Genomic DNA, 24,736 nt, shown 5'->3' with positions numbered 1-24,736 from the left:
ATTTCGGGCTTTGATCGGTAAACGTGAATTACTCTTTAATAGTCAGAAGATCTTCTTTTGTGACGCCTTCTTCTAATGCAAGCGCGTTCGGAGTTGTTTGACTTACAACAATCTCACTGCTCACAGTAAATTGTACTGATGGTGCTTCGGTGCCAGTCACATCTGAAGACGGCGCGACATAGACGGTGTAAGCGCCTGGTTCAACGATCCATTGATTGTTTTCCGCATCAAAGCTAGCGAGGGTCTGAGCTGGGATATTGAAAGTCAATGTCTCAGACTGACCAGCGTTCAACAGATCTGTCTTATTGAAGGCTTTAAGCTCGATGGTTGGTTTTTTCAGCTTCACTTCTGGTGCATTTACGTAAACCTGAGCCGCTTCTTTACCAGCCACACTACCGGTATTTGTAATTGTGGCGCTGATGGTAATAGAGCCTGATGCACCACCTTTGGTCAACGTATTGGAGACAATCGATGGGTTGCTGTACTCAAAGTTCGTGTATGACAGGCCGTAACCAAATGGGTATGCCGGAGCCTTATCAAACGAAGAGTAATAGCGGTAGCCGACGTAGATACCTTCGTTATATAGAGACTCATCTTCTAGACCGTCCCCATCGGTATCAGCGCCTGGGAACGTATCTGCTGATGGAACATCTGCGTAGTTTACTGGCATAGTTTGCGCAAGTTTACCGCTTGGGTTAACGGCACCAGATAGTATATCAGCGACTGCATTACCGGTTTCCTGGCCACCCATGTAGGCAAGAACAATAGAGTCTACTTTCTCTGACCAACCAGTCGTTTCAACAAGGCCGTTTACATTGAGGACCACTGTGACCGTTTTGCCTTGTTCGTGGAATGCTGTGGATACGGCATCAATGATCGCCAACTCTTCATTTGTCAGGCGGTAATCACCTTGTTCTGCACTTCGGTCACCACCTTCACCAGCCTGACGGCCAATTGTGATAACGGCTGCGTCATCATTTTCAGCCGCGGCGTCGACACGTGCTTGCAAGCTAGCATCAACTTCTGGCTCTAAACAGAATTCAAAAGCACCGATTAGCGCTCCTGTCGATTGTTTGTTGGCTTCGAAGTAGTCGCTGTAGTAGTTTGTAAGTCCTTGGTTAAGCTCAAACTTGTTCGCTAGCGCCGAGGCAATATCTACGATGTAAGCAGCATTCACATCACCACTACCCGTTCCTCCTTTGAGGGTATTCACTTGAGTGGTACCAAATGAAGCCACTTTACTACCTGACGCAAGTGGAAGGGCAGAATCTGTATTTTTAAGTAGAATCATACCTTCTGCGGCGGCTTGTCTGGCTAATGCCGCATGAGCATCAAGATCCGGTGCATCGGAGTAGTTGTAGTTATTGTAAGAAGGGGTTTTCTGCACTTGCGCAAGAATTGCCACAACGCTGTTATCGATCTCTTCTAGTGTCAGCGTACTGTTATTATAAGAGTTAAGAAGATCCGTTTTTACACCGCCTGGTTCAATCAAATCGTTGCCAGCTTTCACTTGCTTGGCCGCTGACTCTACATCTCGTCCGCCCTCGACTTGGCCGGTGAAGTCACTTCTCAATCCAGATACATTACCTGCAAACCAGTCTGACATTGCCAGTCCTTTGAAGCCCCATTCACCTCTCAGGATATCAGTCATCAGATCTTTACGCTGGTTAGCGTAAGTACCATTAACCAGATTGTATGAGCTCATGATTGCCCATGGTTGCGCTTCTTCCACGGCAATCTGGAAACCTCTCAGATAGATTTCACGTAGGGTTCGTGGATCAGCCACTGTGTTATTGAAAAATCGGTTGGTCTCGGCATTGTTTGCGACAAAGTGTTTAATGGTCGCACCAATATTGTTGGACTGGAGCCCGTTCACCATCGCCGCTGCGATTTTGCCTGATAAGACTGGGTCTTCTGAATAGTACTCAAAGTTACGACCAAGAAGTGGGTTACGCTGAATATTCATGCCTGGTGCTAACAAAAAGTCGACGCCATATTCTTTGACTTCGTTACCTTCAGCTTGACCTACTTTTTGAACCAGTCCGGTATCCCATGTTGAAGCAAGCAAAGAGCCAATTGGCCACGCGGTTGCGTAATACGTGTTGCTGTCACCATCACGTAATGGTTGAATTCTTAAACCAGCAGGACCATCAGCCAGTTTCACTGCTGGAATATCCAATTTCTTGTTTTTAACACCGTTGATGTAGCCAGCTACACCTGTCACATCTTTTTCAGGATCGAGATTAATCGCGTCCTGACCTTGATAGGTGGTTAAGTCCATACCCGGGCCAGACAAGATATCCAGTTTTTCGCTGAGGCTAAGTTTTTTCAGCATGGATTCTGCTTTTTTAGTGTACTTAACGCCACTGTCCTGAATTTGTAGATTGTCTTTGGTGTTAGCTGCAGTCGCAGTACCTGCTAACCCCAGTGCGACAGCAACGGTGATTAGCTTTGGTAGAGTTTTAAAGTCAGACATAGGGTTTCCTTGTTGTTATTTGAGGTTTCTTACCTAATGAACCTAAGAACACAGTTGTAAGATGGTTCTGACAGATGACTTTAAAGATTTCAGCGCGTCGACACTTTGCATTTCGGAGAAATATTGTGCATTTTGGGGAAGCATTGAGAAATGTGATATTTATACCAGTTCAGCGAGTAGCGTTTTCATCCTTATCGGTTTAATCACAAGCGCAGCCAGAATTTCGCTTTCATCGCCCGTGCATTCGGAGAGTTTCATGCCGATATTTTGGTTTGGGAGAAAACTTGTTTGATCTGATGAGACAGATCAATCTTAACCATTTTTTCACCTGTCGGTCACATTAGGTCATCTACACTTATTGTTGAATCGGCAGGCACAAGGAGACGGCTATGATTGCAGTTCATCGAGACTATTGTTTATCCAGACGCCCGGATTTACACGCGCATATAGAAGTAAACCCAGTCGGTAAATTAAAAGTCGAAATCGTCGAACTTCAAGAGTGTCACTCGACCGCGTTTGACGATTTGTCTTTTGAAAGCCGCGGCAACGAGACGCGAATTTGCGGTAAAGACAACGCGACTCCTTGGCAATTCAAGCTTGCGGTTTCTGACGCTAGAGAGCTTTCTCATTTAGTCGAGGAAGCGAGTGAAGAATATGAGATTTTAATGAATGATCTTATGTGATTTCGACTTCTAGCGGCGTGTAGTGGTGTTCTAAATATTAAAAACCTCCCTAAATCAGGGAGGTTTTTTTGTTTAGCAAACTACTGGGTTTCTTCCTTGGGAAGGTGCAGTTCGTGAACGTTTTCACCTTCAAAAGTATCTGCATACTCTTTAGGTGGCGGAGTCCAACCACGCTCAGAACGAGAAAGATTGTCGTGGCGGTCTTTGCCCATTTCCTCTGCCATCTTTTCCTCTAACTGAATAAATAGAAGGCGATAGTTGTTATCAAAGCGTTTGCCTTCCGAGTCGTCCTCCCAGGCTTTGTACAGCATTTCTGATTTACGTTCCTCAACGCGTTTGTAGGTCGCTTTTTGCTGTTCGACATAGAAAGGGTGAATGCCGAGAACATTCATTGTTTGCCCTCCCAATTCTAACGCTGAGTGATAAGTTTCTGACTCAATGATATCTGCTCCCGCCTGCCTCAGAAGGTAGCCATGGCCTCGGTCGAAAGCGCGCGCGAGAATTTTTACCTTCGGGTAGGTGTGTTTTACGTATTTGACTAACTCAACACTGGCTTCTCGATTGTCGATAGCGACGACAAATGCTGCTGCTTCTTCGATGCCTGCGGTATGAAGCATGTCTGGACGAGTTGCATCACCAAAATAGGCACGAGTACCGATTTGGCGCAGGTTATCAACTTGATCGGCTTGGTGGTCCAGCACCACGGTATTGACCCCATTGGACACCAATAAGCGATTCACTATTTGCCCGAAGCGCCCGATTCCCGCAATAATTACCGTTCCTTTTTCTTCAATCGTGTCACTTTCTCGTTGATTAGACTGACTCTCGAATCGAGGCAGAATGACCTTATCAAACAAAATAAACAGTCCTGGCGTCAGGAACATGGATATCGCGACAACAAGAGACAGGGTTTGTGATAACTCATAAGGGATCACGTGGTTTTGTACTGAGAAGCTGAGTAGTACAAAACCGAACTCACCGGCTTGAGCCAAGCTCAGAGTGAACAACCAGCGGTTACTGCCTTTAACTCGGAAGATGATCCCAAGGCTAAACAGCACTAAGGCTTTTAACACCATGACGCTAAGTGTCAGAGCCAAAATTAGCCAGAACTCACCAAACAAAACGGAAAAGTTAATTCCCGCGCCAACGGTGATAAAAAACAAGCCCAGCAATAGTCCTTTAAATGGTTCGATGTTGGATTCAAGCTCATGGCGGAACTCGCTGTTGGCTAACACTACTCCGGCCAAGAAGGTTCCCAGCGCAGGCGATAGGCCAACCAAGCTCATCAGTGCAGCGATACCGATCACTAACATCAGGGCGGTGGCGGTAAAGATTTCGCGCAGCCCTGAGCTGGCAACGTAACTGAGTAGAGGACGGCTCAAATAGTGTCCGCCAACAACGACGATAGCAATCGAAGCGGTTATCACCAGCCCGTACGCCCAGCCTGGTAAATCGGCGACGAGATTTAAATCGTCGTGGTGCTGCGCTGCAGTTTGAGCAGTTTGTTGAGCGAGCTCCACGAGTTCAGGTAATGCGAGAAGTGGAATGAAAGCCAGCATTGGGATAACGGCAATATCTTGAAAAAGAAGCACGGAAAATGCGTTTTTCCCACCATCACTTTTCGTTAAACCTTTTTCGCTGAAAGTTTGCAGTACGATCGCCGTGGAAGAAAGGGCAAAAATCAAACCTATCGCCAGGGAAATGGTCCATGGCTGGTCAAAGTACAAGGCAATCGCCATGATAGCGCCTGTGGTTCCTACAACCTGAAGGCCACCTAAACCCATTAAGCGATTACGCATTGCCCAAAGCATTTTAGGTTCGAGTTCCAGGCCGACTAAGAACAACATCATCACGACGCCAAATTCAGCGAAGTGCTGTATGGTCGTTGTTTCTTCTCCAACTAAACCAATAATTGGGCCGATGACAACGCCCGCGATTAAATAGCCTAAGACGGAACCGAGACCAAACCGCTTAGCGAGCGGTACAGCGATGACTGAGGCAAAAAGGTAGACAAAAGCCTGTAAAAATATTCCTGTCATGAGGCTTCCTTAATCAGTTCAGGCAGAGCACTGTTGAGTTTAATCAGTGAAGCAGCTGCATCAATATCAAGCCTGTCTTCAACCAATGCGGTTAATAGCTTTCTGTAGCGTTCCACATGCCGAGGTATCCGGCCTTCTTCTGCTGCCGTGCGTGCTCCAAACATTGCCAGAGGGGCGACGTAGTTCATACCCGTCAGAGCGGACATTTGTTCAATAGGAGCCAGCAGCTCACGAATCGTGAAATGGTTATAGCCTTCCGCTTTGTAGGCTTCTTCTTTGCCGCCAGCAGAAAGCACACAAAGCATGGTTTTGCCTTGTAACTCAGTACCATCGGTCCCGTAAGCAAAACCATATTCTAAAACCAGATCTTGCCACTCTTTTAGAATCGATGGGGTAGAGTACCAATATAGAGGAAACTGAAAAATCACCACGTCATGGTCGCGCAAGCGCTGTTGTTCACGATCGATATTGATATTAAATCGCGGATATTCACCATAAAGATCAACACATGTTACGCCATGTATTTTTTGAGCTTCTTTAAATAGCTTTATATTCACTTCTGAACGATGTTGAGAAGGGTGAGCAAAGAGAATTAATACTTTTTTATTGGTCATGGGGATCCTTGCCAGCTGCTTAACCTAACTGGCTACGAGGAACAGTTAGGCGTGGGTCATGTAAAAATGTAACCCATATAGAATAGCGTTGCTAGGCAGCGATATAGTGCTGTTAGGCAAAACGGATGAGAGTCTCGATCAAGGCGCACTTAAAGCACTCTCTTGGAGTGCGTTTAGGCTTGATATAAAACTAAAAAGCCAGTAGTGATTTAGCTACTGGCTTTCTTTTTGAAGAGTCGATGTTCGTCCATATGTTGAGATAGGTTAGCTATGAAATTAAGGACAAACCTGCAGTCTAATGATTGATGATAACGCACTGTTTAAGGCTTAAATTGTTTTAAACAGTAATGAGTTCGATACCTTTTGCTCGAATTTGGGATTGAGTATCGGCTTCGAGACTGCTATCGGTGATGATATGCGTGGTATCGACTAAATCACAGGCTTTATAGAGCGAATAAGCTCCGTACTTTGAACTGTCCGCAATCAACACCTTTCTGTTGGCGTTTAGAATTATGTCTCTTTTCAAAGACGCCTTTTCTTCGGTTGGTGTTGTGACACCTTTTTCCAAGCTCCAGCTGTTACAAGTTAGGAAGGCAATATCTGGATGAATAGAGCGGAGTAGCTGTTTACCATGCTCACCAATGGTTGACTGGCTGCTATGGTCCACAGCGCCTCCGGTAACAATGACTTCTATCTGTTTAAACTCAGACAGAAACAACGCGATGTGCAGATCAACCGTAATAACTCGAAGTGGTAGATGAGTAAGGTTTTTGACCAACGCCATTGACGTGGTCCCGGCATCCAACACGATGGAATCTCCAGCCTGAACTAATTCCGCTGCTCTGTCTGCGATGTGTTGCTTTTCTCGCATACTGCGTAGCATTTTTTCATTAGTAGTTGGCTGATTGGCGACAAATCGATTTAAAGATACGCCACCATGAGTTCGGGTGATGACACCTTGCTCATCCAGTTTGATCAGGTCTCGTCTAATCGTGGCAGGTGATGCTGCCACGACTTTGACCAAATCATCCACGGTCACCAGGTTATGGTGTTTGAGATACTCAGTTATTTGCTCAACGCGGTGTTTTTTCATACATTGCTCAATTTAACCGCCAATTCGACGGACTTAATCATACTTTCAGGGTTAGCTTTACCTGACCATGCAATATCAAATGCAGTACCATGGTCTGCAGAGGTGCGGAAAAACGGCAAACCAGCGGTAATATTAACACCGTCGTAGAAGCCCATCAATTTCAGAGGGATATGTCCTTGATCGTGGTACATGGCAACGACAATATCATATTGGCCTTGTGACGCTTGTAGGAAGACAGTGTCTGGTGGGCATGGGCCATAAACGTCAACGCCTTCTTTTTTCATTGTTTCGATACATGGGTTCAGAACTTCAATCTCTTCGGTACCGAACAAACCGTTTTCGCCAGCATGAGGGTTAACGCCTGCAACTGCAATTCTAGGGGTTTCGAAACCGGCTTTTTTCATAAACTCGTCAGCGATCTTAATCACAGTGTTTACGCGGTTCTGATTCAGAGTCTCCAAGAATTTTAGCAACGCGATGTGTGTGGTTACATGGATAACACGTAGTGTATCGGTGTAAAGCACCATGGCGTAATCTTTAGTATCCGTAAGCTTCGCCAGTAACTCTGTGTGACCAGGGTAATTATGGCCTGCCAAGTGCAACGCTTCTTTATTCAGAGGCGCTGTGGCAATTGCGCTGATTTCACCATCTAGGGCTAGCGAAGTTGCTACTTCGATACAACGGTAGGCAAGGTCACCTGCTTGGGCTTGCACTGTGCCGATCTTAAATGAACCGATGTCTTCCAGTGGAATATCGATAACATTCACAACGCCAGTACTAAAATTAGCTTCACTAACCTTGTTAATAACATTGATTTCTTGAGATGGGGCAAGATCTTGCTTAAGCACTTCCTCAAGAACTTCAACACTACCGATTACCACACAGTTTGTTCCAGATAGCGAATCTTCGGCTAGTGCTTTAAGAATGATTTCCGGGCCGATACCTGCAGGGTCGCCCATTGTAATACCAATTACACCTTTCATTATTTGACCTCTTTATTTAAATGCTGAATAACTTTAGAGAAAGTGCTAGCGTCGCCAAACCCGCCTGCTTTCGTGAAGATAGGAAATTGGGTTAATTCGCTATCAAGTGTTCCCCATGGCACGCAATCAGCGACAATACCGCCGATGTTGTAGGTAGGGGCGTTCAATTTCTGCGCGGTAGCTATGGCAATGTCACCCCCGCAAAGAATCATGCCTCCGAGCTTTTGAGTGGACTCGGTTATTGCAATAATTTGTGTCGCTAACTCCGCCAAGCAGTTACGAACATGCTCAGCCAGTGCTTTTTGAGATAAATTGTGTTGCGCTGCTATCGCGCTGAGTTCATGTCGAATCTCAGGGTCTTTGCAGCTTCTTATTACGCAGTTGTGATTACTGTTCAGCCATTGGATGGCTTCTGATGATTTTGCTTGTAAGTACGACTCAAACTCAGAAGACAACAACGCTTCTATTTCCAGTTCAACAACTTGCGCGATTTCATTTTCAATTAGGAACTGTGTTTGTTTGAAAGTGGTTTGGCTCATCGACCCAATTATCGCCAACACAGGCCCTTGAGTGTGATTCGTTTCTGGCGTTGGAGTGCTTGTATTGTCGACGATTGCCTGGGTCAGTTCCCCCGTGGTGACAAAGACCGTTGGTATCGATAACTTCGCCGCTGCCTGATAGAGATCAAGCAAATTTTTGTTTGAATTTGCGTCACAGACAACAATTCTGGTACCGCTTTCATAAAATTTATTGAAATGTTGATGGTGAGGATCATTATTGTGATCTGACTGAAGATATTCACTCATTTCACTGGTAGTTTGTGAGCCCAAGATATCGACGATTCTTGAGGAAGTAATCGGCGATTTCGGATCAGAAGCAAACTCTGTCTCTGACAGTGGAGTGTCGTTGACATAACAAAGGCCGTTAACCGTTTTTCTTTTAGCGATTGGGGCGGCGATTGCGACGATGGCTAAATCATAACCGGTGTCAATTAATGCTTCGATTTCGCTTCCAACATTGCCACGCAAAGTTGAATCGACTTTCTTTATAAGCAGTGGTTGATGTTCAGCTAGATGAAAGCGTTTTGATATCTGAGCGAGCTCAGCTTTCGCGTCTTGCTTATCTAGATCTCGGGAGTCAGTACAAATGATGCGAACGGCAGTGCCTTTATCACTAAGTACTTCAGGAGTAAGCAGAACTTGCGTTTCTACTCCTGATGAAGCTAATGCGACACCTACATCGTTTGCGCCAGTGAAATCGTCAGCAACAATGTAAACAGGTTTCTCTATTCCTTCCTTCATGACGAAATTCTTACTCCAAGATTTGCAACTAAAATTATTGTAATCAAAAAATCGCTCAAATAAAGAACTTTTTGATTAAATTTAATCAAAATGATTATTTGTGAGCTAAATCTCGTCGATGGTCAGAATTTTTATGTATAAATATATCAAGTTTAATAACGGCGATGATTGAAAATAATCAGTCCTAGCGAAAGATAAGGGAAGTGAATGAATATTTTTACAACTGTGATAAGTGGTGGCATCGAACAGATGTTTCAGGTGTTATCAAGTGAACAGAATCTGTTAATAATGACAGACAGCAACGTTATTAAGCTGGACAAGGTTCAGTCGTTTGTTTCTTCACTTGATAAGCAGGGATACCACTATACGTTAGTCAGCGACTTACCTGCAGAGCCGACCAACCTTGATGTCGAAAGCCTACTCGATACATTGCCAGAGAGCGTAGATGCTGTTGTTGGTATCGGCGGCGGTAGTGTCCTTGATATTTCGAAACTGATTTCGGTGCTTTACGCATCACCTTCAGAGAACCTTGCGTGCTTTAACCGCTTATTAGAAGGTGAAACACCAGAGTCACGAATTCCTTTAGTGCTTGTTCCTACTACAGCAGGTACTGGTGCAGAAGCAACGCCAAACTCAATCATCGCGATCCCAGAGCGTGCAACAAAAGTGGGCATCATTTCTCCAGTGATGCTTCCTGATTATGTTGCTTTGGTGCCTGAGTTGACCACTTCTATGCCAGTGCACATTACTGCTTCAACGGGGATTGATGCGCTATGTCACTTAATCGAGTGTTACACCGCGAGCGTAGCGAACCCAGTTGGCGATAACTACGCGCTGATCGGCATGCAGAAGTTTTTCGCGAATATTGAGCAAGTGATTGAAACACCAGAAGACTTAATGGTTCGACTTAACCTTTTGTGGGCTTCGTACTACGGCGGGGCATCCATTTCTCATTCTGGTACCCACCTTGTGCATGCGTTGTCTTACCCACTTGGCGGCAAATATAAAATTCCACATGGTCTGGCGAACTCACTGTTGCTAGTGCCAGTTATGAAGCATATCTACAGTCACTGCGAAGAAAAGTTAGCGAATGTCTACCGACTACTGCCTTCTGCCAACCTTGAGTTGTCCGAAGCAGAAATGGCATCCGCGTTGGTAGATTACTTAGAAAACCTAGTACAAAAGCTAGGCCTACCTACTTACCTCAATGACATTGGCATTGAGCGCGAACAGTTGCCTGAGTTGGCAGCGAGCGCAATGCAAGTGACCCGTTTACTTAACCATTCACCAGTTAAAGTTTCTGAACAAGATGTTTTGGAGCTTTATCAGAGCATCACTAAGTAAGGACAAACTATGACCAGCCCAATAACAGGTCCACACGTTGCTGTTGTCACCCCTTTCGACAGTCAAGGTACATTGGACGAAGCTGCGCTAAGAGCACAAGTTCGCAGACAGCTATCAAACGGTAATAAGATTTTCTGTAATGGAACGAATGGCGAATTTTTTGTCTTGAGTGATTACGAAAAGCGTCGAGTAACAGAAATCTGTCTTGATGAAGCAAAAGATAGCAGCCTGGTTGTTACTCATATTGGTGAAACGAACCTTGCTCAAACCATTCAACATGGTAAAGACGTTGCAGCGATGGGTATTAAGGCTGTATCCGTGATTACGCCTTGGTTCTCAGCGTTACGTCCACAAGAGCTAGTTCGCTATTTCCAACAAGTTGCAGATGCGGTGCCGGTACCTGTTTACCTGTACAACATTCCTGCTCGCACCGGAAACACGATCACGCCAGAGATTGCTGCCGAGTTGGCGAAGCATCCAAACATTTATGGCATCAAAGACAGCGCAGGTTCATTGGAAAGCCTACAGGGATTTCTTGCTGTTAGTGAAGAAGCGGAAAACTTTGATGTACTGACTGGTCCGGACTCACTGATTCTGACTGGTTACAACCTTGGTGCTGTTGGTTGTATTTCGGGTATCGCGAATATTGTGCCTGAGCTTGTTAACCAGGTTTATCAAGGTTTCGTACAAGACGACCAAGAGTTAGCAAATCAAGCACAAGAAAAGATAAATCATTTACGTGCGACCCTATACCCAATTGCATTTGCTCCTGCTGTTGTTAAGAAAACGATGAATTTACTCGGTGAAAAAGTCGGAGAGAGCCGTTACCCGGTCTATTTCACTCAGGAAGATACCGACAAGATATTGTCTATTGTCAAGGCATAGCCAGACGTATACTTATAATAAGGATCCCCAGTAATGTTTAACAAAAACCTTAAATCTGCACTCAAAACCGCTGTATTGTGTTCAACTCTTGTTGCTGCAGGCGTACAAGCTGCCTCTACCGCAAGTATTATTTCTCAGCCACCAGGCAACGGCTGGTACACGTATGGCACGACATTTTCACAATTAATTCCTCGTGCTACTAACGATGAGTACAAAATCAAACTTATCCCTCGTGGCGGCGGTATGACAAACCCTGTTGTTGTAAACCAAGAGAAAGCTGACTTTGGTTTCGCAACATCTAACGCTGCTGTTTGGGCTCGCGATGGTCTGACAGACATCTATAAAGGCCGCACGAACAAAGAACTGCGTATGGTTCTAGATAATGTTCAACAAGCGTACACCATCACTGTGGCTCGTAAAGCATGGGTTGATCAGACTGGTAACGATACTTGGGAAAAAATCATCAACGCCGATAAAGTCATTATCGCGATGAAGCCAACAGGTTCTCAGGTTCCTATCATTGCTGATTACATCTTTGAATCTTTAGGTACCGATTTCGAGACCTTAAAGAAAGAAGGTAAGATTGTTCAAATGGGCAGTGGTCAAGCAAGCCAAATGATGCGTGATAACGCAATCGATGTTTATATTGATAACGTTCCAGCGATGCACCCTAACTTGACTGAAATGACACTAACAAGTGATGTAACTTATATCCCTTACTCTGATAAGACGCTTAAAGATTTGGCGAAAGTTGGTCTGCCAACAGGCACGATGCCTTCTGGTACTTATGATGGCCAAACGGCAGATTACGTTAACCCAGTTAGTGCTACTGTATTTTTAACTAACTCGAAAGTGAGTGATGACGTTGTTTATAACGTAACTAAATCACTGGTTGAAAATCAGGCTGAAATTAAGAAGTCACACTCACCTCTAAAATTCTGGCACCCAGAAGAGATTGGTCAAGCAGAGCAACTAGTTGAGCTACACCCAGGCGCAGCTAAATATTACAAAGAACAAGGCTGGATTAAATAAGTCTAGTTTGAGTAAGACAGATGCATATATAAATAATATATGCATCTGTTTCTCTAAAGCTTTAATTAAGCTTTGCTTAATGAGTTTAGTAAGTAGGGTATTGTTATGAACTACAAAAACTTTATGAAAGCACTAACTGCGGTAATTGGTATCGCATATATCGTGTTTTTACTTCGACAGTTTTTTTATCCGCTATCACCTTTAACGGCTGCAAGTATTCATGTCTTTACGGCGACAGCTTTAGTTTTATGTTTTCAACCTCTTGAGTTTAAAAACCGCGCGTTTTTATATCTCGGTAGAATAATTAATCTTATTTTTATCGGATTAACATTGTCGGTGGTCTACCACTATTATACGTCAATCCCAAGGTTAGAAACTCGCCTGGAAATGATCGACGATGTATTATTCTCTGATAAATACGCGTTTATTGTTGGCTGTTTGATGCTATTTGAAGCAGTTCGACGTTCAGTAGGCTTCTCTCTTCTCTCTGTTGTTATTGTCTTTGTTGCCTACGGTTTCTTAGGTCCATACTTCCCAGGCTGGACTGCGTTTGAAGGCTTTTCTTTAGATACAATGACAGAGTTAATCAGTATGCAAGCTGATGGTCTGTTCGGTATCACTGCAAGTACCGCTGTTAACTTTGTATTCTTCTTCGTTATGTTTGGTAGTGTGTTCACCATGACTGGCGGCGGCAGCGTATTTATTGACTTAGCAATGAAGGCCACTGCATCTCTTACTGGTGGCGCAGCAAAAATGTCACTACTTGGCTCTGCTTTGTTTGGTATGGTGAGCGGCTCTGCGGTTGCAAATACAACCTCGACAGGTGTACTTACGATTCCTATCATGAAGCGCTCTGGCTACAGTAAAGAACAAGCTGCAGCGACAGAAGCGATTGCTTCAACTGGTGGTCAGCTGATGCCGCCTATCATGGGTATCGCCGCGTTTGTTATGGCTGACATGCTTGGCATTCCTTACGCTGAGATTGCTGCTGCAGGTATTATTCCGGCTGCTGCGTTTTACTTTGCACTGTTCATTATCATCGATCTACGTGCGAGAAAAACAGGTACAGGTAATATCTCTAAAGAAGATCTACAATTTGAGCCGATTCTTCCACGCCTGCACTTATTGATCTCTCCAGCGTTCTTGGTGATTGCTCTGATTTCTGGATACTCTGCACCATACGCGGCTTTCATCGGTACGGTGTTTGCTCTGATTGCACCATTATTCAGAAAGCATACTCGCTACAGCTATAAGATTATTTACCCGATGATCATGGATGTGGCTAAGCAAATGTCTTGGGTTTCTGTGCCTCTTGCATCTGTTGGTATCATCATGGTGTTGGCTACTCAATCAAACCTAGCGTTTAAATTCGTAGAAATACTGAGTTCTGTTGGTGAGAACAACCTTTACCTATCGCTGGTTATGGTGATTGTTGGTTGTATTATCATGGGCATGGGCTTGCCTACGGTTGCGGCATACATCATCGGTTCAATTATCTTTGCTCCGGCAATGATTTCAATGGGTGTTGATGTGCTGGCTGCAAACATGTTCATCATGTACTACTGCGTACTGTCAATGGTGACGCCACCAGTTGCGCTATGTGCTTACGCGGCATCAGCAATCGGTCATAGTGACTCGTCGAAAACTGGCTTTATCGCATTCTCTTATGCACTGGTTATTTTCTTAGTACCGTTTAGCTTTATTACAGACCCTGTCGTGCTTTGGAAAGGTAGTTGGTATCTCATTCTGATTGCTTTCATGGGTATGCTTATGGCGACATTCTGCTGGGCTGTATTCCTACAAGGCTGGCTGAAGAAAAACCTGAATATTGTGGAAAGATTACTGTTCTTAGTTGCTAGCTTAGGTATTGTGTTAGATAACTCTGCATCACCGTTCTGGTTCTTCTTTATCGGTATGGCGACCATGTTAATTCTATGGTGCTGGAAGTCTTCTGCAAAAAAGGTTAGTTCAGCAACGACCCTCGCATAACTCCTCGGTTACGAATATAGCTCTCTAACAACAGAGAGCTGTATTTACTCAAGTTTTAAATTTTAATTTATAGGGCAAATTCAATGAATCAAGAAGCTATTACTGTAGAACGTGACGGTAAAGTAGTGCCAGTTGAGCATCGTGAGCAATACTATAACGCGATGCTACCTTCAGACTATCCTCAAAACCACGCATCGAATTTGCTTGTTTTACCAAATGGTGACTTGCTATGTACCTGGTTTGCAGGAACTCAGGAAGGGGTGTCTGATATTTCTATTTTGTGCTCACGCTTACGTAAAGATTCGAATGAGTGGGAACCGGCAGTCAAACTGTCTAATGACCCAGAGCGTTCTGAACAAAACCCAGTATTATTCTTGGATCCAGACAACACACTTTGGTTGCTTTGGACAGCTCAACTTGCGGGTAACCAAGATACAGCTATCGTGCGTTACCGTAAGTCTTTTGATTTGGGTGAAACCTGGCAAGATATCGATGTGTTAATCGACAAGCCTGGAACGTTTATCCGTCAGCCTATTGTTGTTTTACCTAATGGTAACTGGTTACTTCCAATATTTAACTGCACGATCAAACCGGGCGAGAAATGGGTGGGTAACTACGACACCAGCAGCGTGAAGATCTCGGAAGACAAGGGTCAAACGTGGAGAGACGTAGACGTACCAGAAAGCTTGGGTTGCGTGCACATGTCGGTAGCGTTTTTGAAAAATGGCTCTCTAATCGCGGTATACCGTAGTCGTTGGGCTGACTCCATTTACCAAAGCTACTCCCACGATAATGGTGAGACCTGGAGTGCGCCAGTTCCGACTGAGCTGCCAAACAATAACTCTTCGATTCAGCTTACCGCGTTGAACAACGGTGACCTGGCGATGGTCTTTAATAATATGAGTGCTGAAGGTGCAACGGATCGTCGTAGCTCCTTGTATGATGAAATTGAAGACGATAGCGATGCAAAAGAACCTGAAATTATCGATGGAAAAAGTGCATTCTGGGGAGCACCTCGTGCACCAATGTCACTGGCTATCTCTAAAGATGACGGCGCAAGCTGGCAAATCGTTGCGAACCTCGACGAGGGTGATGGCTTCTGTATGACCAACAATTCACAAGAAAAACTCAATCGTGAATTCTCATACCCGACGATTACTCAATCTAGCGACGGCGCTATTCATATTGCCTATACATATTTCCGCCAAGCAATTAAATATGTACGTATCAATCACCTATAAAATAGACGCAACTAAAACGGTAGCCTGATATATCGAGCTACCGGCTATTAAGAGATACTATTATGATATGTGGAAATCTATTATCACTAAACACTGCTGGTTTGCCGAAAACGTTTAAAGATATTTTATCTCATCCAGAATGCTTATTTGATTCGCTTATTCAATCAGATGACGGAAAAGTTCAATTATCTGATCAAGAGTGGTTCGTTAATATTGGTCCGGCGCAAACACAAAAACAAGAAGTAAGACACACAGAGTTTCATCATCTGTATGCCGATATACAGGTTGTATTGGAAGGTGAAGAAATTATTAATTACGGTGTTGTTGATTGTTCAGATGAAGAAGCGGAAGAAAAGAAACCGGATTTATTAATTTTAACAAATCCAACGCTGGCTCAATCGGTGCACCTCAAACCGGGCGACTTCGCTATTTTCATGCCAGGTGAGCCTCATCAGGCTTTGTGTATGGTTTCAGAGCCTAAGCAAATCCGAAAAGCCGTTTTCAAAGTCCCTCTATCTATCTTGGGAGAATGATCATGAGTCGTCATGCCGTCGTTACAGGCGCAAGCTCTGGTATCGGACAAGCAATTGCTGAAAAGTTACTTTCCGAAGGATGGAAGGTTACTGGGTTAAGCCGTTCCAAAGTTGAACATGAGAATCCTAATTTTGTCAGTCAGACCGTCGATTTGTTTGACACTGATAGCTTAATTAGTCGCTTGGAAAACTTACCTCCAGTTGATGCGGTTATCCATGCCGCGGGGAAAATGGTCGCAGCCCCTTTAGGTGAGTTGAATATCGAAGAGAGCCAGTCTGTCTGGCACCTTCACGTACACGTAGCAGAAATATTAGCCAACCACTTTGCGACAAAACTGGGCGATGGTGGGCGAATTGTGATTATTGGCAGCCGCACGTCGAAAGGGGTTGCTGGTCGTTCGCAATACGTCGCGACTAAATCTGCTTTATTTGGCATGGTACGCAGTTGGGCTGCTGAATTAGCGCCGAAAGGTATTACCGCCAACATCATTGCTCCTGGCGCGACAGAAACGCCGATGCTGCTAAACCCAGACAGAAAGTCATCCCCACCAAAGCTTCCACCAATGGGGCGATTTATTTCTCCTTACGAAGTGGCAGAGTACGTGAAGTTTATTCTTTCACCGCATGCTAGCGCGATTACAGGTCAGGAACTGGTCATGTGCGGAGGAGCGTCTCTCTAGAGGGATCGGATCTGCTTAGTCGATAGAATCAAGGTTATGTGGATGTACTTAATAAAAAGCCAGTAGTTTAAAACTACTGGCTTTTGTTTTATGCATCGTACATATCCGCGCTGGAACTTTGAAAATACTAGTCGTGAATAGGCACAACCAGAATATCGACTGGTGACTTATTTATTAGATGACGAGAGTAGGAGATAAGTTTGCTCCACAAATCCTGATGGTGACCACAGATCAGTAAGTCGACTTCTTGCTCTTTTATGGTTGTTTCTAGTTTGTCAGCTAAATCGCCAGTACCCACAAAGAAGTGTTTTAGTGGGTAGTCCATATAATCGCTGAACGTTTTTAGACACTCCATCGAATGCTCATTTAGCGGTACATGATCTGGGTTAGCTTTAATATCCACGAGCTCGCGATAAATTTCACCATGAGTACCATCCACATGGATGAATGAAATGTCGGAGTCGAGGTAGTTTGCCATTTCTACTGCTCTATCAATCAGCACTGTGCTTTCATCAGCAAGTTCTAGTGCGACAAGAATATGTTTGTATTTCATAACCACGCCCTTAAGTGGATTATATTCACCCTAAGCATAGTATGGCTTGACAAAAAATTGTGTCGACAAGATCGCGAAACCAGTTAAATGTGTAAATAAAGATCAATAAAAGTAATGAGTTGGAGTGATTTGTTAGTATTGACTGTTCGCTCACTAATTTTGCTTTCGACGATGCACTGAGCCTCATGATAGCTGCTTATTCACGGTTTAGTCGGAAAGAGCGTGAGGCGGAGGCACAGAGTGCTTTCATGTGTATAAATATTGAGACAGAAATTGATTTTTGTCGCTGTGTTTACTCTTCACTAGTAAATAGCAAATGAAAATAGACTGGCTTTAAACGGCCAGAGTAGGACCGTTTTTTACACTGACAATCTTATAGGGCATGCAGTTTCATCGCGTGTCCTTATACCAATATGAGTAAGGTTTGGGAGAGCAAAAGTAAATCTGGACTATCGATTCAATACTTTCTTCGCGCTCTACTTCATTGAGACCTATGCTTTGTAACAACGGCAGTGTTTTTCAATAACCTACATCGGTTCACTGTGGCATAGGTTCTATCTAAAAATAATAGGCTTTGTTATGAAAAATCTATCAAAAATCATCGTTGCAGGCTCGCTATTAAGCTGCGCGACGGTTCAAGCAGCTGGTTTGTACTTATACGAAACGAATACAACGGACATCGGTCTCGCATCTGCAGGGATGGCTGCAAGAGCACAGGATGCGTCAGTTATGGCAGCAAACCCTGCTGGTTTGGCAAATGTTTCAGGTCAATCTTTCTCTGGTCACTTAATCAGTCTTTATGGCGATGCACAGCTGGATACATTAGCGGGAGATGCGGGTAACGTAATTGGTTTTGTTCCTATGGGCTCTGCATTTTATAGTCAGAAAGTGAACGAAAAATGGACGTTGGGTATTGGTCTATATGGAAACTATGGTCTTGGACTGGGCTACGAAGGGTTGGTGGACAGAACCGTTGCTAAACTAGATATTCCTACCGCGATTACGCAAGCGGTAACTGTCCAGCCGAGTGCTGCTTATCGAATTAATGACCGGTGGTCGGTGGGGGCTGCGCTTGGCATTCAGTATGGTAAATATCAAGTGGAAGCGAACGCCAGCTCGGCAAATAATAATTTCTCATTCGAAGATGATGATACCGATGTTCAGGTCAATGGTCGCTTTGGGGTTCTGTACGAGTTGGTTCCAGGGACGCGTTTCGGCCTATCTTACTCGAGCGAGACTAAGTTTGAGTTTGAAAACTCAGAATCTGTTGCACCTCAACAAGTGATCTTCAGTATTTATCAGCAGATAAATGATAAGTTTGCGTGGATGGGTAACGTGAACTGGCAAGACTGGAGCGAGTACCAAACCACGTTGAATGTCGATACTCAGGATACTTATCAGGTCGCTTTTGGTACTCAGTATGAGGTGAATAGCAAAGTGATGTGGAATGCTGGTGTGGCGTTTGATAGCAGTATGTATGAGGATCAGTCGAAGGGCGACATTACTGTTCCTACTGGTGATGCATACCGACTAGGCACAGGCGTTGATTACAAGTGGGATGAGAAAAATATAGTAAGCGTCGCATTTGAAGCTGTCATCATTGACTCGTCGGAATCGACGTTGGCGAATGGTACGAAGCTAGCCGGATACAAAGACCCTACGTTGTACTTCCTAAGCTTCGGCTATAGCTGGAAAAATCAATAATAAGAATTAATCGGTACCCCGAGTTTAGATGAAATAAAAACGCAGTGATTGAACTGCGTTTTTATTTATAGCTGATTGGGGAGGCTGAAGCTGCGACGAATTAATTGCTCTCTTTCTTTTCTTCCATCGACTTTTGATATTGATGCTTCAGAATATACATACGCTTAACGTCTCGATAACCACCATTAATGAAATACTCTTCAATTAAGTGGCCTTCTTCTATAAACCCACACTTTTTATATAAGTGGATAGCAATTTCATTTTCTACTGCGACCAATAGATAAATTTTACGTAGATTGAGGATAGAAAATGAATAGTCTAACGCTCTGTGTATCATCTCCATGGCGTAGCCACGGCCTTGGTGCTCCGGCGCAATGATGATCTGAAACTCTGCGCTTCGGTGGATGTAGTTTATCTCGATAAGCTCAACTAAGCCGATAACAATACCGTCAATATCCTCTACAACGAAGCGCCTTTCTGCATCGTCATGAATGTGCTTCCGGTACAGTTCCTCTAGCTCATCGTAAGATTCGTAAGGTTCTTCAAACCAGTAAGCCATAATATTGCGGTTGTTATTTAGCTCGTGGATAAAACGAAGGTCCGATCGTTCTAACGCACGCATTTTAAGCCCTTTCGTCATGATACTTCTCCAATGGGAGCAGGTGTTGCTCCTATTCTTATGTGTGAAAATATTAACTTACTATACGGAATTTTATTACTTGTTTTTTTATGATTTAGTGAAGTTTATCCGTGTCGAAAAATAGCAAGGAGAGGGGGGGAGAAATAGTAAAAAACTTAATCCTAACGACAAAAAAGCTGATTAGGTAAACGATGCTATTTCATATTAAATACCTCGCATTGACTCATTGTCTAAATCTGAATAAAAGGTATTTTATATGTTTTCAATCGGCGAAGAAGTAGTTGCAACTAAGGGTGTTGACCTAGGTAAAATGGTCGTTACAGGTGTGAGCGGTGGCGGTGCCTACACTCACGTAAAAGTAGAAGGCGCGGCTTTGACTTACCCAACTAGAGATCTTAAGAAAGCATAATTGAATCTGCTCCTCTCGCTGGTGCCTGAGTAAGTCTGGAGTCAGCGCGAGTAGGGATAAAGGTAGCGTTTTAGGTCGCTACCTTTTTTTATTTTGGGCTTCATGGTTTATTTCAACGCGGTTTCTACCCGTTTCTTTTGCTTTATATAACGCTAAGTCAGCTCTTTTAATTAGTGGCTCAAACGAATTATCAACACTGCACACTTGAGTAACCCCAATACTGGCAGTTATCGGCATTTCAAGGCCAGAGTGTTTCATGACGGTGCTTTCTAGTGCGTTGCGGATGGTCTCTAATGTATCAAGTGCTTCCTGAGATGAACGTCGTCTAAGGACAATCGCAAATTCTTCGCCTCCAACTCGCGCAAGTAAATCGTAGTCACGCAAATGACCCTTTATGGTATTAACTACGTGAATCAGCGATTTATCGCCAGCATCGTGCCCATACTTGTCATTTAACTTCTTGAAGTGATCTAAATCCAGAATAGCTACGTGGAACTTGATTCCCTGAGTACGGTAGTCTGAAAGGCGGTTTTCAATCTCACGCATGAACTCTCTGCGGTTTGGTATTCCCGTAAGATCATCCGTTTTCGCAAGATGCTCCATTTTCATGACCTGAATATGTAAAGCGATATTCAATGCAATCCAGTTCGCGATACATTGCAGCTGCGAGGCTTGTTCTTTAGTGTAAAAGTGGGTTTGATTGTGGGCGACATTCAGCGTACCCAAACAAGCCTTGCCGTGCATCAAGGGCGCATCCATACACGTCCCCATTCCGCTTGAAGACAGCATGACACAATCGATTTCATCGGATTGGCTTAAGTCGTCACAAATGATCAATTGCTGAGTATCAAAAGCTCGGCCAACGAAAGACTGGGCAATTGGCACGAGAAAATCTGTCGGGATCGCTTTGTTTCCAGAAAAAGAGTAGACCTTCAAGAAGTCACTATTTTCATACAAAGTAATACTTGCACGATCAGACTCAAAGATTCGGTGAATCCACTCTGCGACGGTATCAAGTACCTGCTGTAAGGTTTGTGACTGAGCCAAAAAGTGAACAAAGCCGATCGGCAAACATATCGGACTTTCCATGTTTTGCGTCGATAGGTCAGTGGGGGCAAATGTTCTTTCAAGTCTCAATAGCCATCTCCTCGGGCATTCCCTTAATATAAACAATAAGTAACGCTTAGATATTTTCAAGAAAAATATTAACGCTGAATAACATGCGATTAATTTGTCGCCTATTTCACCCTAGTGTTAACGCAAAGTGAGAACTAAATCACTTTATCTGGTGATAGGAATTAATAACCCGAAAGATGTATACAGTAGGAGTAGAGTGACTGTAAATACTACTAAGAAGGTAGACGTAGGAGAAATCTTGGATAGCTTAGCGTAAAAAGTGCCCTTGTTAAGGGAGGGAAGGGCACTGCATTTTCGTTGCTAGATGTTTCGGTACTTATACAAAATTAGTTGGCTAATTTGGGCGATGAGTTGCTCTCTTGCCTGAAGCGACAGCTCGGTTTCGGCCAGATAGATACTGATGTATACCGGTTTATGGTTTTCTTTCCAGATGATGGCGTTAAAGCCAAGTGAACCGTTGCCACCTGCTCCCGAGCGATCGGCAATAGACCAACCCGACGGTAAAACGGAACGCATGAGTGGATCAGACACTTTACTGTCTTGCATCCAAATTTTTAATTGAATGCGAGATTCATAAGAGAGCGCATCACCATCGATCAGTGTTTCAAGAGTGTTTACCATAGCGTTAGGCGTTGTCGTGTCATGCTTATCGCCCGGCATAGCTTCGTTGACGCTCGGTTCCGCGCTGTCGAGTCTGGTGGCTTTGTCTCCAATGGTACGCAGGAAAAGCATGACCGACTTAGGCCCGCCGATTTCACTCAGTACGAGATTCGTCGCCGTGTTATCGTTCATCAACATCGCGGCTTCGCAGGCATGCTCGATACGGACATTCTGCCCAGCCAGTTTATCCATGATGGGAGACCACATCACCATATCTCGTTTTTCTACAGTCGCGGTGGCATTTTTTTTGAGGATACCGGTATCCATCTCACTCAGCATGGTTGCGCAAGCTAGCGTTTTGAAGGTACCGACTAAAGGAAATCGTTCGTCACCACGATAAGCCCAGTGTTTATCGGTCTGAGTATCCCAGACGGCGATCCCAATGCGTCCGGAGATCTGTTGCTCAAGAAGAGAAACGTCTTCATGTAGTTTCGATGCGTGACTTAAAGGTGAGGCGACCATCAGCGCAAGCAAAAAAAATAACTTTTTCATGAGTGATTATCTTTATTAATTTTTCTGGTTCGCATTGATGCGAAATCAACCGTGACTATAGCGATGGAGTGCGCTAACGACTGTTAAATCCCTGTAGATTTTTTGTAGAATTCCTCTCAAGTGATGCGTTTTTCTCTGCTTTACCTTTGTTTACGTTGCTTTACGTAAGGTGCACTAAACTAGAATTGTCGTCAGTGGTGGAGTAGTGAACATGAAAACAGTACGGAATTCTATATGTCTAGTGATTGCAGTTGTTTCGGTCATATGGTGTTTGAGTGAACCACAGCTGCTTTCATCAACTCAGTTTTTCTATTGGCGCTCAGCGCTGATTCAGTATTCTGGTGTTGTATCACTCGCCTTAATGTCTATTGCTATGGTGCTAGCACTGCGCTTACCTGTTGTAGAAAAATGGGTGAATGGTATGGATAAAGCCTACCGGGTTCATAAGTGGTTGGGTATTTCGGGAGTGAGTTTAGGCATTGTGCATTGGCTGCTTTATCAAGTGCCCAAATGGTTAGTCCAGTCTGGAATGCTGGAAAAACCGCTTAAACATACCGGGGAAGGGCCTAGTGGGAATAACTTAACCGCGTTGGAATCCTGGATTGTTGACTTGCGTGATGTTGGCCTTAGTCTTGGCGAATGGGGCTTCTATTTATTAGTTGTGCTATTTGTTATTTCCCTCTGGACTGTCGTGAAGTACAAGCCCTTTAAAGTCTCGCATCGTATGATGGCGGCGGTCTATTTGATGATTGCGGTTCACTCTGTGTTGTTGATCAAGCGAGCCTATTGGGGGGAGCCGATTTACTATATTTCTATCGCATTCGCCTTAATTGGCAGCGCTGCGGCTATCTATAGCTTGTTGGGTTTAGTTGGCCGAGTTAACCGTCACAATATGAAAGTGAAATCGACGCGCTTTTTCCCACAGGCTCGAGTCATGGAATTAGTACTCACCCCAACAGATTCTTGGCAGGGGCATAAAGCAGGACAATTCGCCTATATACGATTTGGCGATGAAGACCCGCATCCGTTTACCATCGCCTCCGCTAATGGTGAACCAGAGTTACGTTTCTTGATCAAAGAGTTAGGTGACTTTACGACAGGTTTATGTGAAAGGGTAAAAGCAGGCGATGAAGTCACTCTGGAAGGGCCTTATGGTCGATTAGAGTTTGATGTATCCATACCTCAGATCTGGATAGCGGGTGGTGTTGGTATTGCGGTCTTTTTTGCAATACTCGCTTCATTAAAAGAGCGTAAATCGCATCAGCCAGTACATTTATTCTATTGCACGCGAGGATTGGATAGTCAACTAGTGGATGAGTTATGGCGTTGTGCTCATCACGCGGACGTTGAATTGAGTGTTATTGATACTCAGGTTTCGCCAAGACTTAACGCACAACACATCGTTAAGCAGTGTGGTAATTTGGCAGACTATGAGCTTTATTTCTGCGGGCCTGAAGCATTTTCTTCAGCATTGAAGCAACAGTTGATGGAGTATCGATTCGACACCGAGCATCACTATCATGAAGAGCTATTTGTGATGAGGTAAGAATCCGTTTGAAAGAATAAAAGGAGCGGCAATCCGCTCCTTTTGTTTTATGGATGGTCACGTCACTGAAGGTTATAACTTCAGTTTTTTCACCATGCCAGCTTCTGCATGGCCCGGGATGTTACACGCAAACTCGACATTGTTGTCGCCGTGGAAGTGCCACAAGAGTTGCTTAGCTTTGCCTGGTTCAACCGTTACGGCATTATCAGAATCATGCATATGATTGCCAGACATGTTTTTCATCATTTCACGGTGCTCTAGCTGCTCTTTGGCTGAGCCAATGGTGAACTCATGATTTATTTTACCCGTGTTCATCACCACAAATTGGACAACGTCATTGGGTTCGATCTTCACTTCTTTTTTAAAGGTGATTTTCATGTCATCACTTAAAAGAACGTGCACGACTTTATCCGGTTTCGCTCCATTTGCAGGCATGCCGACGGCAGACGTTGCTACCATGCCTCCCATACTAGAATGATCCATGTTGGAATGGTCCATAGGCATGCTGTCGTTCTGCGCATGTTCCATAGGCATAGAGCCGTGATCCATGTTGTCATGGTTCATGGTTGAATTATCCATCTGAGCAAATACACTGCCAGAGGCTAAGGTCAGAGCAAGAGTGATCAGTGTCTTTTTCATATCGGTTTCCTTTATCGTCAATGAGGTAGTGCGCTATGGTCATCGGAACCATAGCGCTTTATG

General features: G+C 44.2%; 22 protein-coding genes. 11 read left to right on the top strand and 11 right to left on the bottom strand.

Annotation, left to right across the window (positions count from 1 at the left end; all coding sequences use genetic code 11):
• Nucleotides 1-28 precede the first annotated feature (28 nt).
• On the bottom strand, nt 29-2,476 hold the full coding sequence (locus tag V1U08_RS04030; RefSeq protein WP_330469977.1) for a glycoside hydrolase family 3 C-terminal domain-containing protein: 2,448 nt from the start codon (nt 2,474-2,476) through the stop codon (nt 29-31).
• Between the two features lie 389 nt (nt 2,477-2,865).
• Here V1U08_RS04030 and V1U08_RS04025 point away from each other — a divergent pair, with 389 nt between their 5' ends.
• The gene (locus tag V1U08_RS04025; RefSeq protein WP_014234702.1) at nt 2,866-3,159 is read left to right on the top strand and encodes a hypothetical protein; all 294 of its coding nucleotides are present in this window, start codon (nt 2,866-2,868) and stop codon (nt 3,157-3,159) included.
• 80 nt (nt 3,160-3,239) lie between these two features.
• Here the strand turns inward: V1U08_RS04025 and V1U08_RS04020 are convergent, their stop codons facing one another.
• The 5 genes from V1U08_RS04020 to V1U08_RS04000 form a co-directional block, all read right to left on the bottom strand.
• Nucleotides 3,240-5,198 carry a monovalent cation:proton antiporter-2 (CPA2) family protein gene (locus tag V1U08_RS04020; protein ID WP_330469976.1) on the bottom strand — a complete coding sequence of 653 codons (1,959 nt, stop codon included), beginning with the start codon at nt 5,196-5,198 and terminating at the stop codon, nt 3,240-3,242.
• Nucleotides 5,195-5,812 carry an NAD(P)H-dependent oxidoreductase gene (locus V1U08_RS04015; protein ID WP_065298250.1) on the bottom strand — a complete coding sequence of 206 codons (618 nt, stop codon included), beginning with the start codon at nt 5,810-5,812 and terminating at the stop codon, nt 5,195-5,197. Before V1U08_RS04015 ends, V1U08_RS04020 begins: the two co-directional genes overlap by 4 nt.
• 337 nt (nt 5,813-6,149) lie before the next feature.
• Nucleotides 6,150-6,905 (bottom strand): DeoR/GlpR family DNA-binding transcription regulator, encoded by a 756-nt coding sequence (locus V1U08_RS04010; RefSeq protein WP_014234699.1) that lies wholly within the window; start codon nt 6,903-6,905, stop codon nt 6,150-6,152.
• Nucleotides 6,902-7,888, bottom strand: coding sequence for a 4-hydroxythreonine-4-phosphate dehydrogenase PdxA (pdxA, locus tag V1U08_RS04005; protein ID WP_014234698.1), 987 nt, complete (start codon nt 7,886-7,888; stop codon nt 6,902-6,904). Before pdxA ends, V1U08_RS04010 begins: the two co-directional genes overlap by 4 nt.
• Nucleotides 7,888-9,189, bottom strand: a complete 1,302-nt coding sequence (locus V1U08_RS04000; protein ID WP_330469975.1) for a four-carbon acid sugar kinase family protein — start codon at nt 9,187-9,189, stop codon at nt 7,888-7,890. Before V1U08_RS04000 ends, pdxA begins: the two co-directional genes overlap by 1 nt.
• 207 nt (nt 9,190-9,396) lie before the next feature.
• Here V1U08_RS04000 and V1U08_RS03995 point away from each other — a divergent pair, with 207 nt between their 5' ends.
• From V1U08_RS03995 to V1U08_RS03965, 7 genes are all read left to right on the top strand, one after another.
• Nucleotides 9,397-10,533 carry an iron-containing alcohol dehydrogenase gene (locus V1U08_RS03995; RefSeq protein ID WP_239949697.1) on the top strand — a complete coding sequence of 379 codons (1,137 nt, stop codon included), beginning with the start codon at nt 9,397-9,399 and terminating at the stop codon, nt 10,531-10,533.
• Nucleotides 10,534-10,542: 9 nt separating this feature from the next.
• Complete coding sequence (locus V1U08_RS03990) at nt 10,543-11,418, top strand: dihydrodipicolinate synthase family protein (protein WP_065298254.1); 876 nt, start codon at nt 10,543-10,545, stop codon at nt 11,416-11,418.
• Between the two features lie 33 nt (nt 11,419-11,451).
• On the top strand, nt 11,452-12,450 hold the full coding sequence (locus V1U08_RS03985) for a TAXI family TRAP transporter solute-binding subunit (protein WP_330469974.1): 999 nt from the start codon (nt 11,452-11,454) through the stop codon (nt 12,448-12,450).
• 105 nt (nt 12,451-12,555) lie between these two features.
• Nucleotides 12,556-14,439 (top strand): TRAP transporter permease, encoded by a 1,884-nt coding sequence (locus V1U08_RS03980; protein WP_014234693.1) that lies wholly within the window; start codon nt 12,556-12,558, stop codon nt 14,437-14,439.
• A gap of 83 nt (nt 14,440-14,522) precedes the next feature.
• Entirely contained in the window at nt 14,523-15,680 is a 1,158-nt protein-coding gene (locus V1U08_RS03975; RefSeq protein ID WP_330469973.1) for a sialidase family protein, read from the top strand.
• 62 nt (nt 15,681-15,742) lie between these two features.
• Entirely contained in the window at nt 15,743-16,213 is a 471-nt protein-coding gene (locus V1U08_RS03970) for a YhcH/YjgK/YiaL family protein (protein WP_330469972.1), read from the top strand.
• A gap of 2 nt (nt 16,214-16,215) precedes the next feature.
• A complete protein-coding gene (locus V1U08_RS03965; RefSeq protein ID WP_330469971.1) occupies nt 16,216-16,893 on the top strand; it encodes an SDR family NAD(P)-dependent oxidoreductase in 678 nt (225 codons plus the stop codon).
• Between the two features lie 127 nt (nt 16,894-17,020).
• Here V1U08_RS03965 and V1U08_RS03960 read toward each other — a convergent pair whose 3' ends face one another.
• Entirely contained in the window at nt 17,021-17,446 is a 426-nt protein-coding gene (locus V1U08_RS03960; protein ID WP_014234689.1) for a universal stress protein, read from the bottom strand.
• Nucleotides 17,447-18,025: 579 nt separating this feature from the next.
• Here V1U08_RS03960 and V1U08_RS03955 point away from each other — a divergent pair.
• Entirely contained in the window at nt 18,026-19,150 is a 1,125-nt protein-coding gene (locus tag V1U08_RS03955) for an OmpP1/FadL family transporter (RefSeq protein WP_330469970.1), read from the top strand.
• A gap of 100 nt (nt 19,151-19,250) precedes the next feature.
• Here the strand turns inward: V1U08_RS03955 and speG are convergent, their stop codons facing one another.
• A complete protein-coding gene (gene speG, locus V1U08_RS03950; protein ID WP_014234687.1) occupies nt 19,251-19,790 on the bottom strand; it encodes a spermidine N1-acetyltransferase in 540 nt (179 codons plus the stop codon).
• A gap of 256 nt (nt 19,791-20,046) precedes the next feature.
• Here speG and V1U08_RS03945 point away from each other — a divergent pair, with 256 nt between their 5' ends.
• Nucleotides 20,047-20,199 (top strand): hypothetical protein, encoded by a 153-nt coding sequence (locus V1U08_RS03945; RefSeq protein ID WP_239949691.1) that lies wholly within the window; start codon nt 20,047-20,049, stop codon nt 20,197-20,199.
• 78 nt (nt 20,200-20,277) lie between these two features.
• Here the strand turns inward: V1U08_RS03945 and V1U08_RS03940 are convergent, their stop codons facing one another.
• A complete protein-coding gene (locus tag V1U08_RS03940) occupies nt 20,278-21,336 on the bottom strand; it encodes a sensor domain-containing diguanylate cyclase (RefSeq protein ID WP_024372867.1) in 1,059 nt (352 codons plus the stop codon).
• A gap of 300 nt (nt 21,337-21,636) precedes the next feature.
• Complete coding sequence (gene blaCARB, locus V1U08_RS03935; RefSeq protein ID WP_329353881.1) at nt 21,637-22,488, bottom strand: CARB/PSE/RTG family carbenicillin-hydrolyzing class A beta-lactamase; 852 nt, start codon at nt 22,486-22,488, stop codon at nt 21,637-21,639.
• 211 nt (nt 22,489-22,699) lie between these two features.
• Here blaCARB and V1U08_RS03930 point away from each other — a divergent pair, with 211 nt between their 5' ends.
• Nucleotides 22,700-24,034, top strand: coding sequence for a ferredoxin reductase family protein (locus tag V1U08_RS03930; protein WP_330469969.1), 1,335 nt, complete (start codon nt 22,700-22,702; stop codon nt 24,032-24,034).
• A gap of 72 nt (nt 24,035-24,106) precedes the next feature.
• Here the strand turns inward: V1U08_RS03930 and copI are convergent, their stop codons facing one another.
• Nucleotides 24,107-24,673, bottom strand: coding sequence for a copper-resistant cuproprotein CopI (gene copI, locus V1U08_RS03925; RefSeq protein WP_014234682.1), 567 nt, complete (start codon nt 24,671-24,673; stop codon nt 24,107-24,109).
• Nucleotides 24,674-24,736: the final 63 nt, after the last annotated feature.

It is taken from the genome of Vibrio sp. YYF0003, assembly GCF_036350715.1.
GTDB lineage: Bacteria > Pseudomonadota > Gammaproteobacteria > Enterobacterales > Vibrionaceae > Vibrio > Vibrio natriegens.
This window is presented reverse-complemented; position numbering and strand designations above follow the sequence as displayed.

Bases quoted from the DNA above. Each gene is read 5' to 3' on its own strand.
- V1U08_RS04030 (WP_330469977.1), bottom strand. From the start codon at position 2,476: ATGTCTGACTTTAAAACTCTACCAAAGCTAATCACCGTTGCTGTCGCA.
- V1U08_RS04025 (WP_014234702.1), top strand. From the start codon at position 2,866: ATGATTGCAGTTCATCGAGACTATTGTTTATCCAGACGCCCGGATTTA.
- V1U08_RS04020 (WP_330469976.1), bottom strand. From the start codon at position 5,198: ATGACAGGAATATTTTTACAGGCTTTTGTCTACCTTTTTGCCTCAGTC.
- V1U08_RS04015 (WP_065298250.1), bottom strand. From the start codon at position 5,812: ATGACCAATAAAAAAGTATTAATTCTCTTTGCTCACCCTTCTCAACAT.
- V1U08_RS04010 (WP_014234699.1), bottom strand. From the start codon at position 6,905: ATGAAAAAACACCGCGTTGAGCAAATAACTGAGTATCTCAAACACCAT.
- pdxA (WP_014234698.1), bottom strand. From the start codon at position 7,888: ATGAAAGGTGTAATTGGTATTACAATGGGCGACCCTGCAGGTATCGGC.
- V1U08_RS04000 (WP_330469975.1), bottom strand. From the start codon at position 9,189: ATGAAGGAAGGAATAGAGAAACCTGTTTACATTGTTGCTGACGATTTC.
- V1U08_RS03995 (WP_239949697.1), top strand. From the start codon at position 9,397: ATGAATATTTTTACAACTGTGATAAGTGGTGGCATCGAACAGATGTTT.
- V1U08_RS03990 (WP_065298254.1), top strand. From the start codon at position 10,543: ATGACCAGCCCAATAACAGGTCCACACGTTGCTGTTGTCACCCCTTTC.
- V1U08_RS03985 (WP_330469974.1), top strand. From the start codon at position 11,452: ATGTTTAACAAAAACCTTAAATCTGCACTCAAAACCGCTGTATTGTGT.
- V1U08_RS03980 (WP_014234693.1), top strand. From the start codon at position 12,556: ATGAACTACAAAAACTTTATGAAAGCACTAACTGCGGTAATTGGTATC.
- V1U08_RS03975 (WP_330469973.1), top strand. From the start codon at position 14,523: ATGAATCAAGAAGCTATTACTGTAGAACGTGACGGTAAAGTAGTGCCA.
- V1U08_RS03970 (WP_330469972.1), top strand. From the start codon at position 15,743: ATGATATGTGGAAATCTATTATCACTAAACACTGCTGGTTTGCCGAAA.
- V1U08_RS03965 (WP_330469971.1), top strand. From the start codon at position 16,216: ATGAGTCGTCATGCCGTCGTTACAGGCGCAAGCTCTGGTATCGGACAA.
- V1U08_RS03960 (WP_014234689.1), bottom strand. From the start codon at position 17,446: ATGAAATACAAACATATTCTTGTCGCACTAGAACTTGCTGATGAAAGC.
- V1U08_RS03955 (WP_330469970.1), top strand. From the start codon at position 18,026: ATGAAAAATCTATCAAAAATCATCGTTGCAGGCTCGCTATTAAGCTGC.
- speG (WP_014234687.1), bottom strand. From the start codon at position 19,790: ATGACGAAAGGGCTTAAAATGCGTGCGTTAGAACGATCGGACCTTCGT.
- V1U08_RS03945 (WP_239949691.1), top strand. From the start codon at position 20,047: ATGTTTTCAATCGGCGAAGAAGTAGTTGCAACTAAGGGTGTTGACCTA.
- blaCARB (WP_329353881.1), bottom strand. From the start codon at position 22,488: ATGAAAAAGTTATTTTTTTTGCTTGCGCTGATGGTCGCCTCACCTTTA.
- V1U08_RS03930 (WP_330469969.1), top strand. From the start codon at position 22,700: ATGAAAACAGTACGGAATTCTATATGTCTAGTGATTGCAGTTGTTTCG.
- copI (WP_014234682.1), bottom strand. From the start codon at position 24,673: ATGAAAAAGACACTGATCACTCTTGCTCTGACCTTAGCCTCTGGCAGT.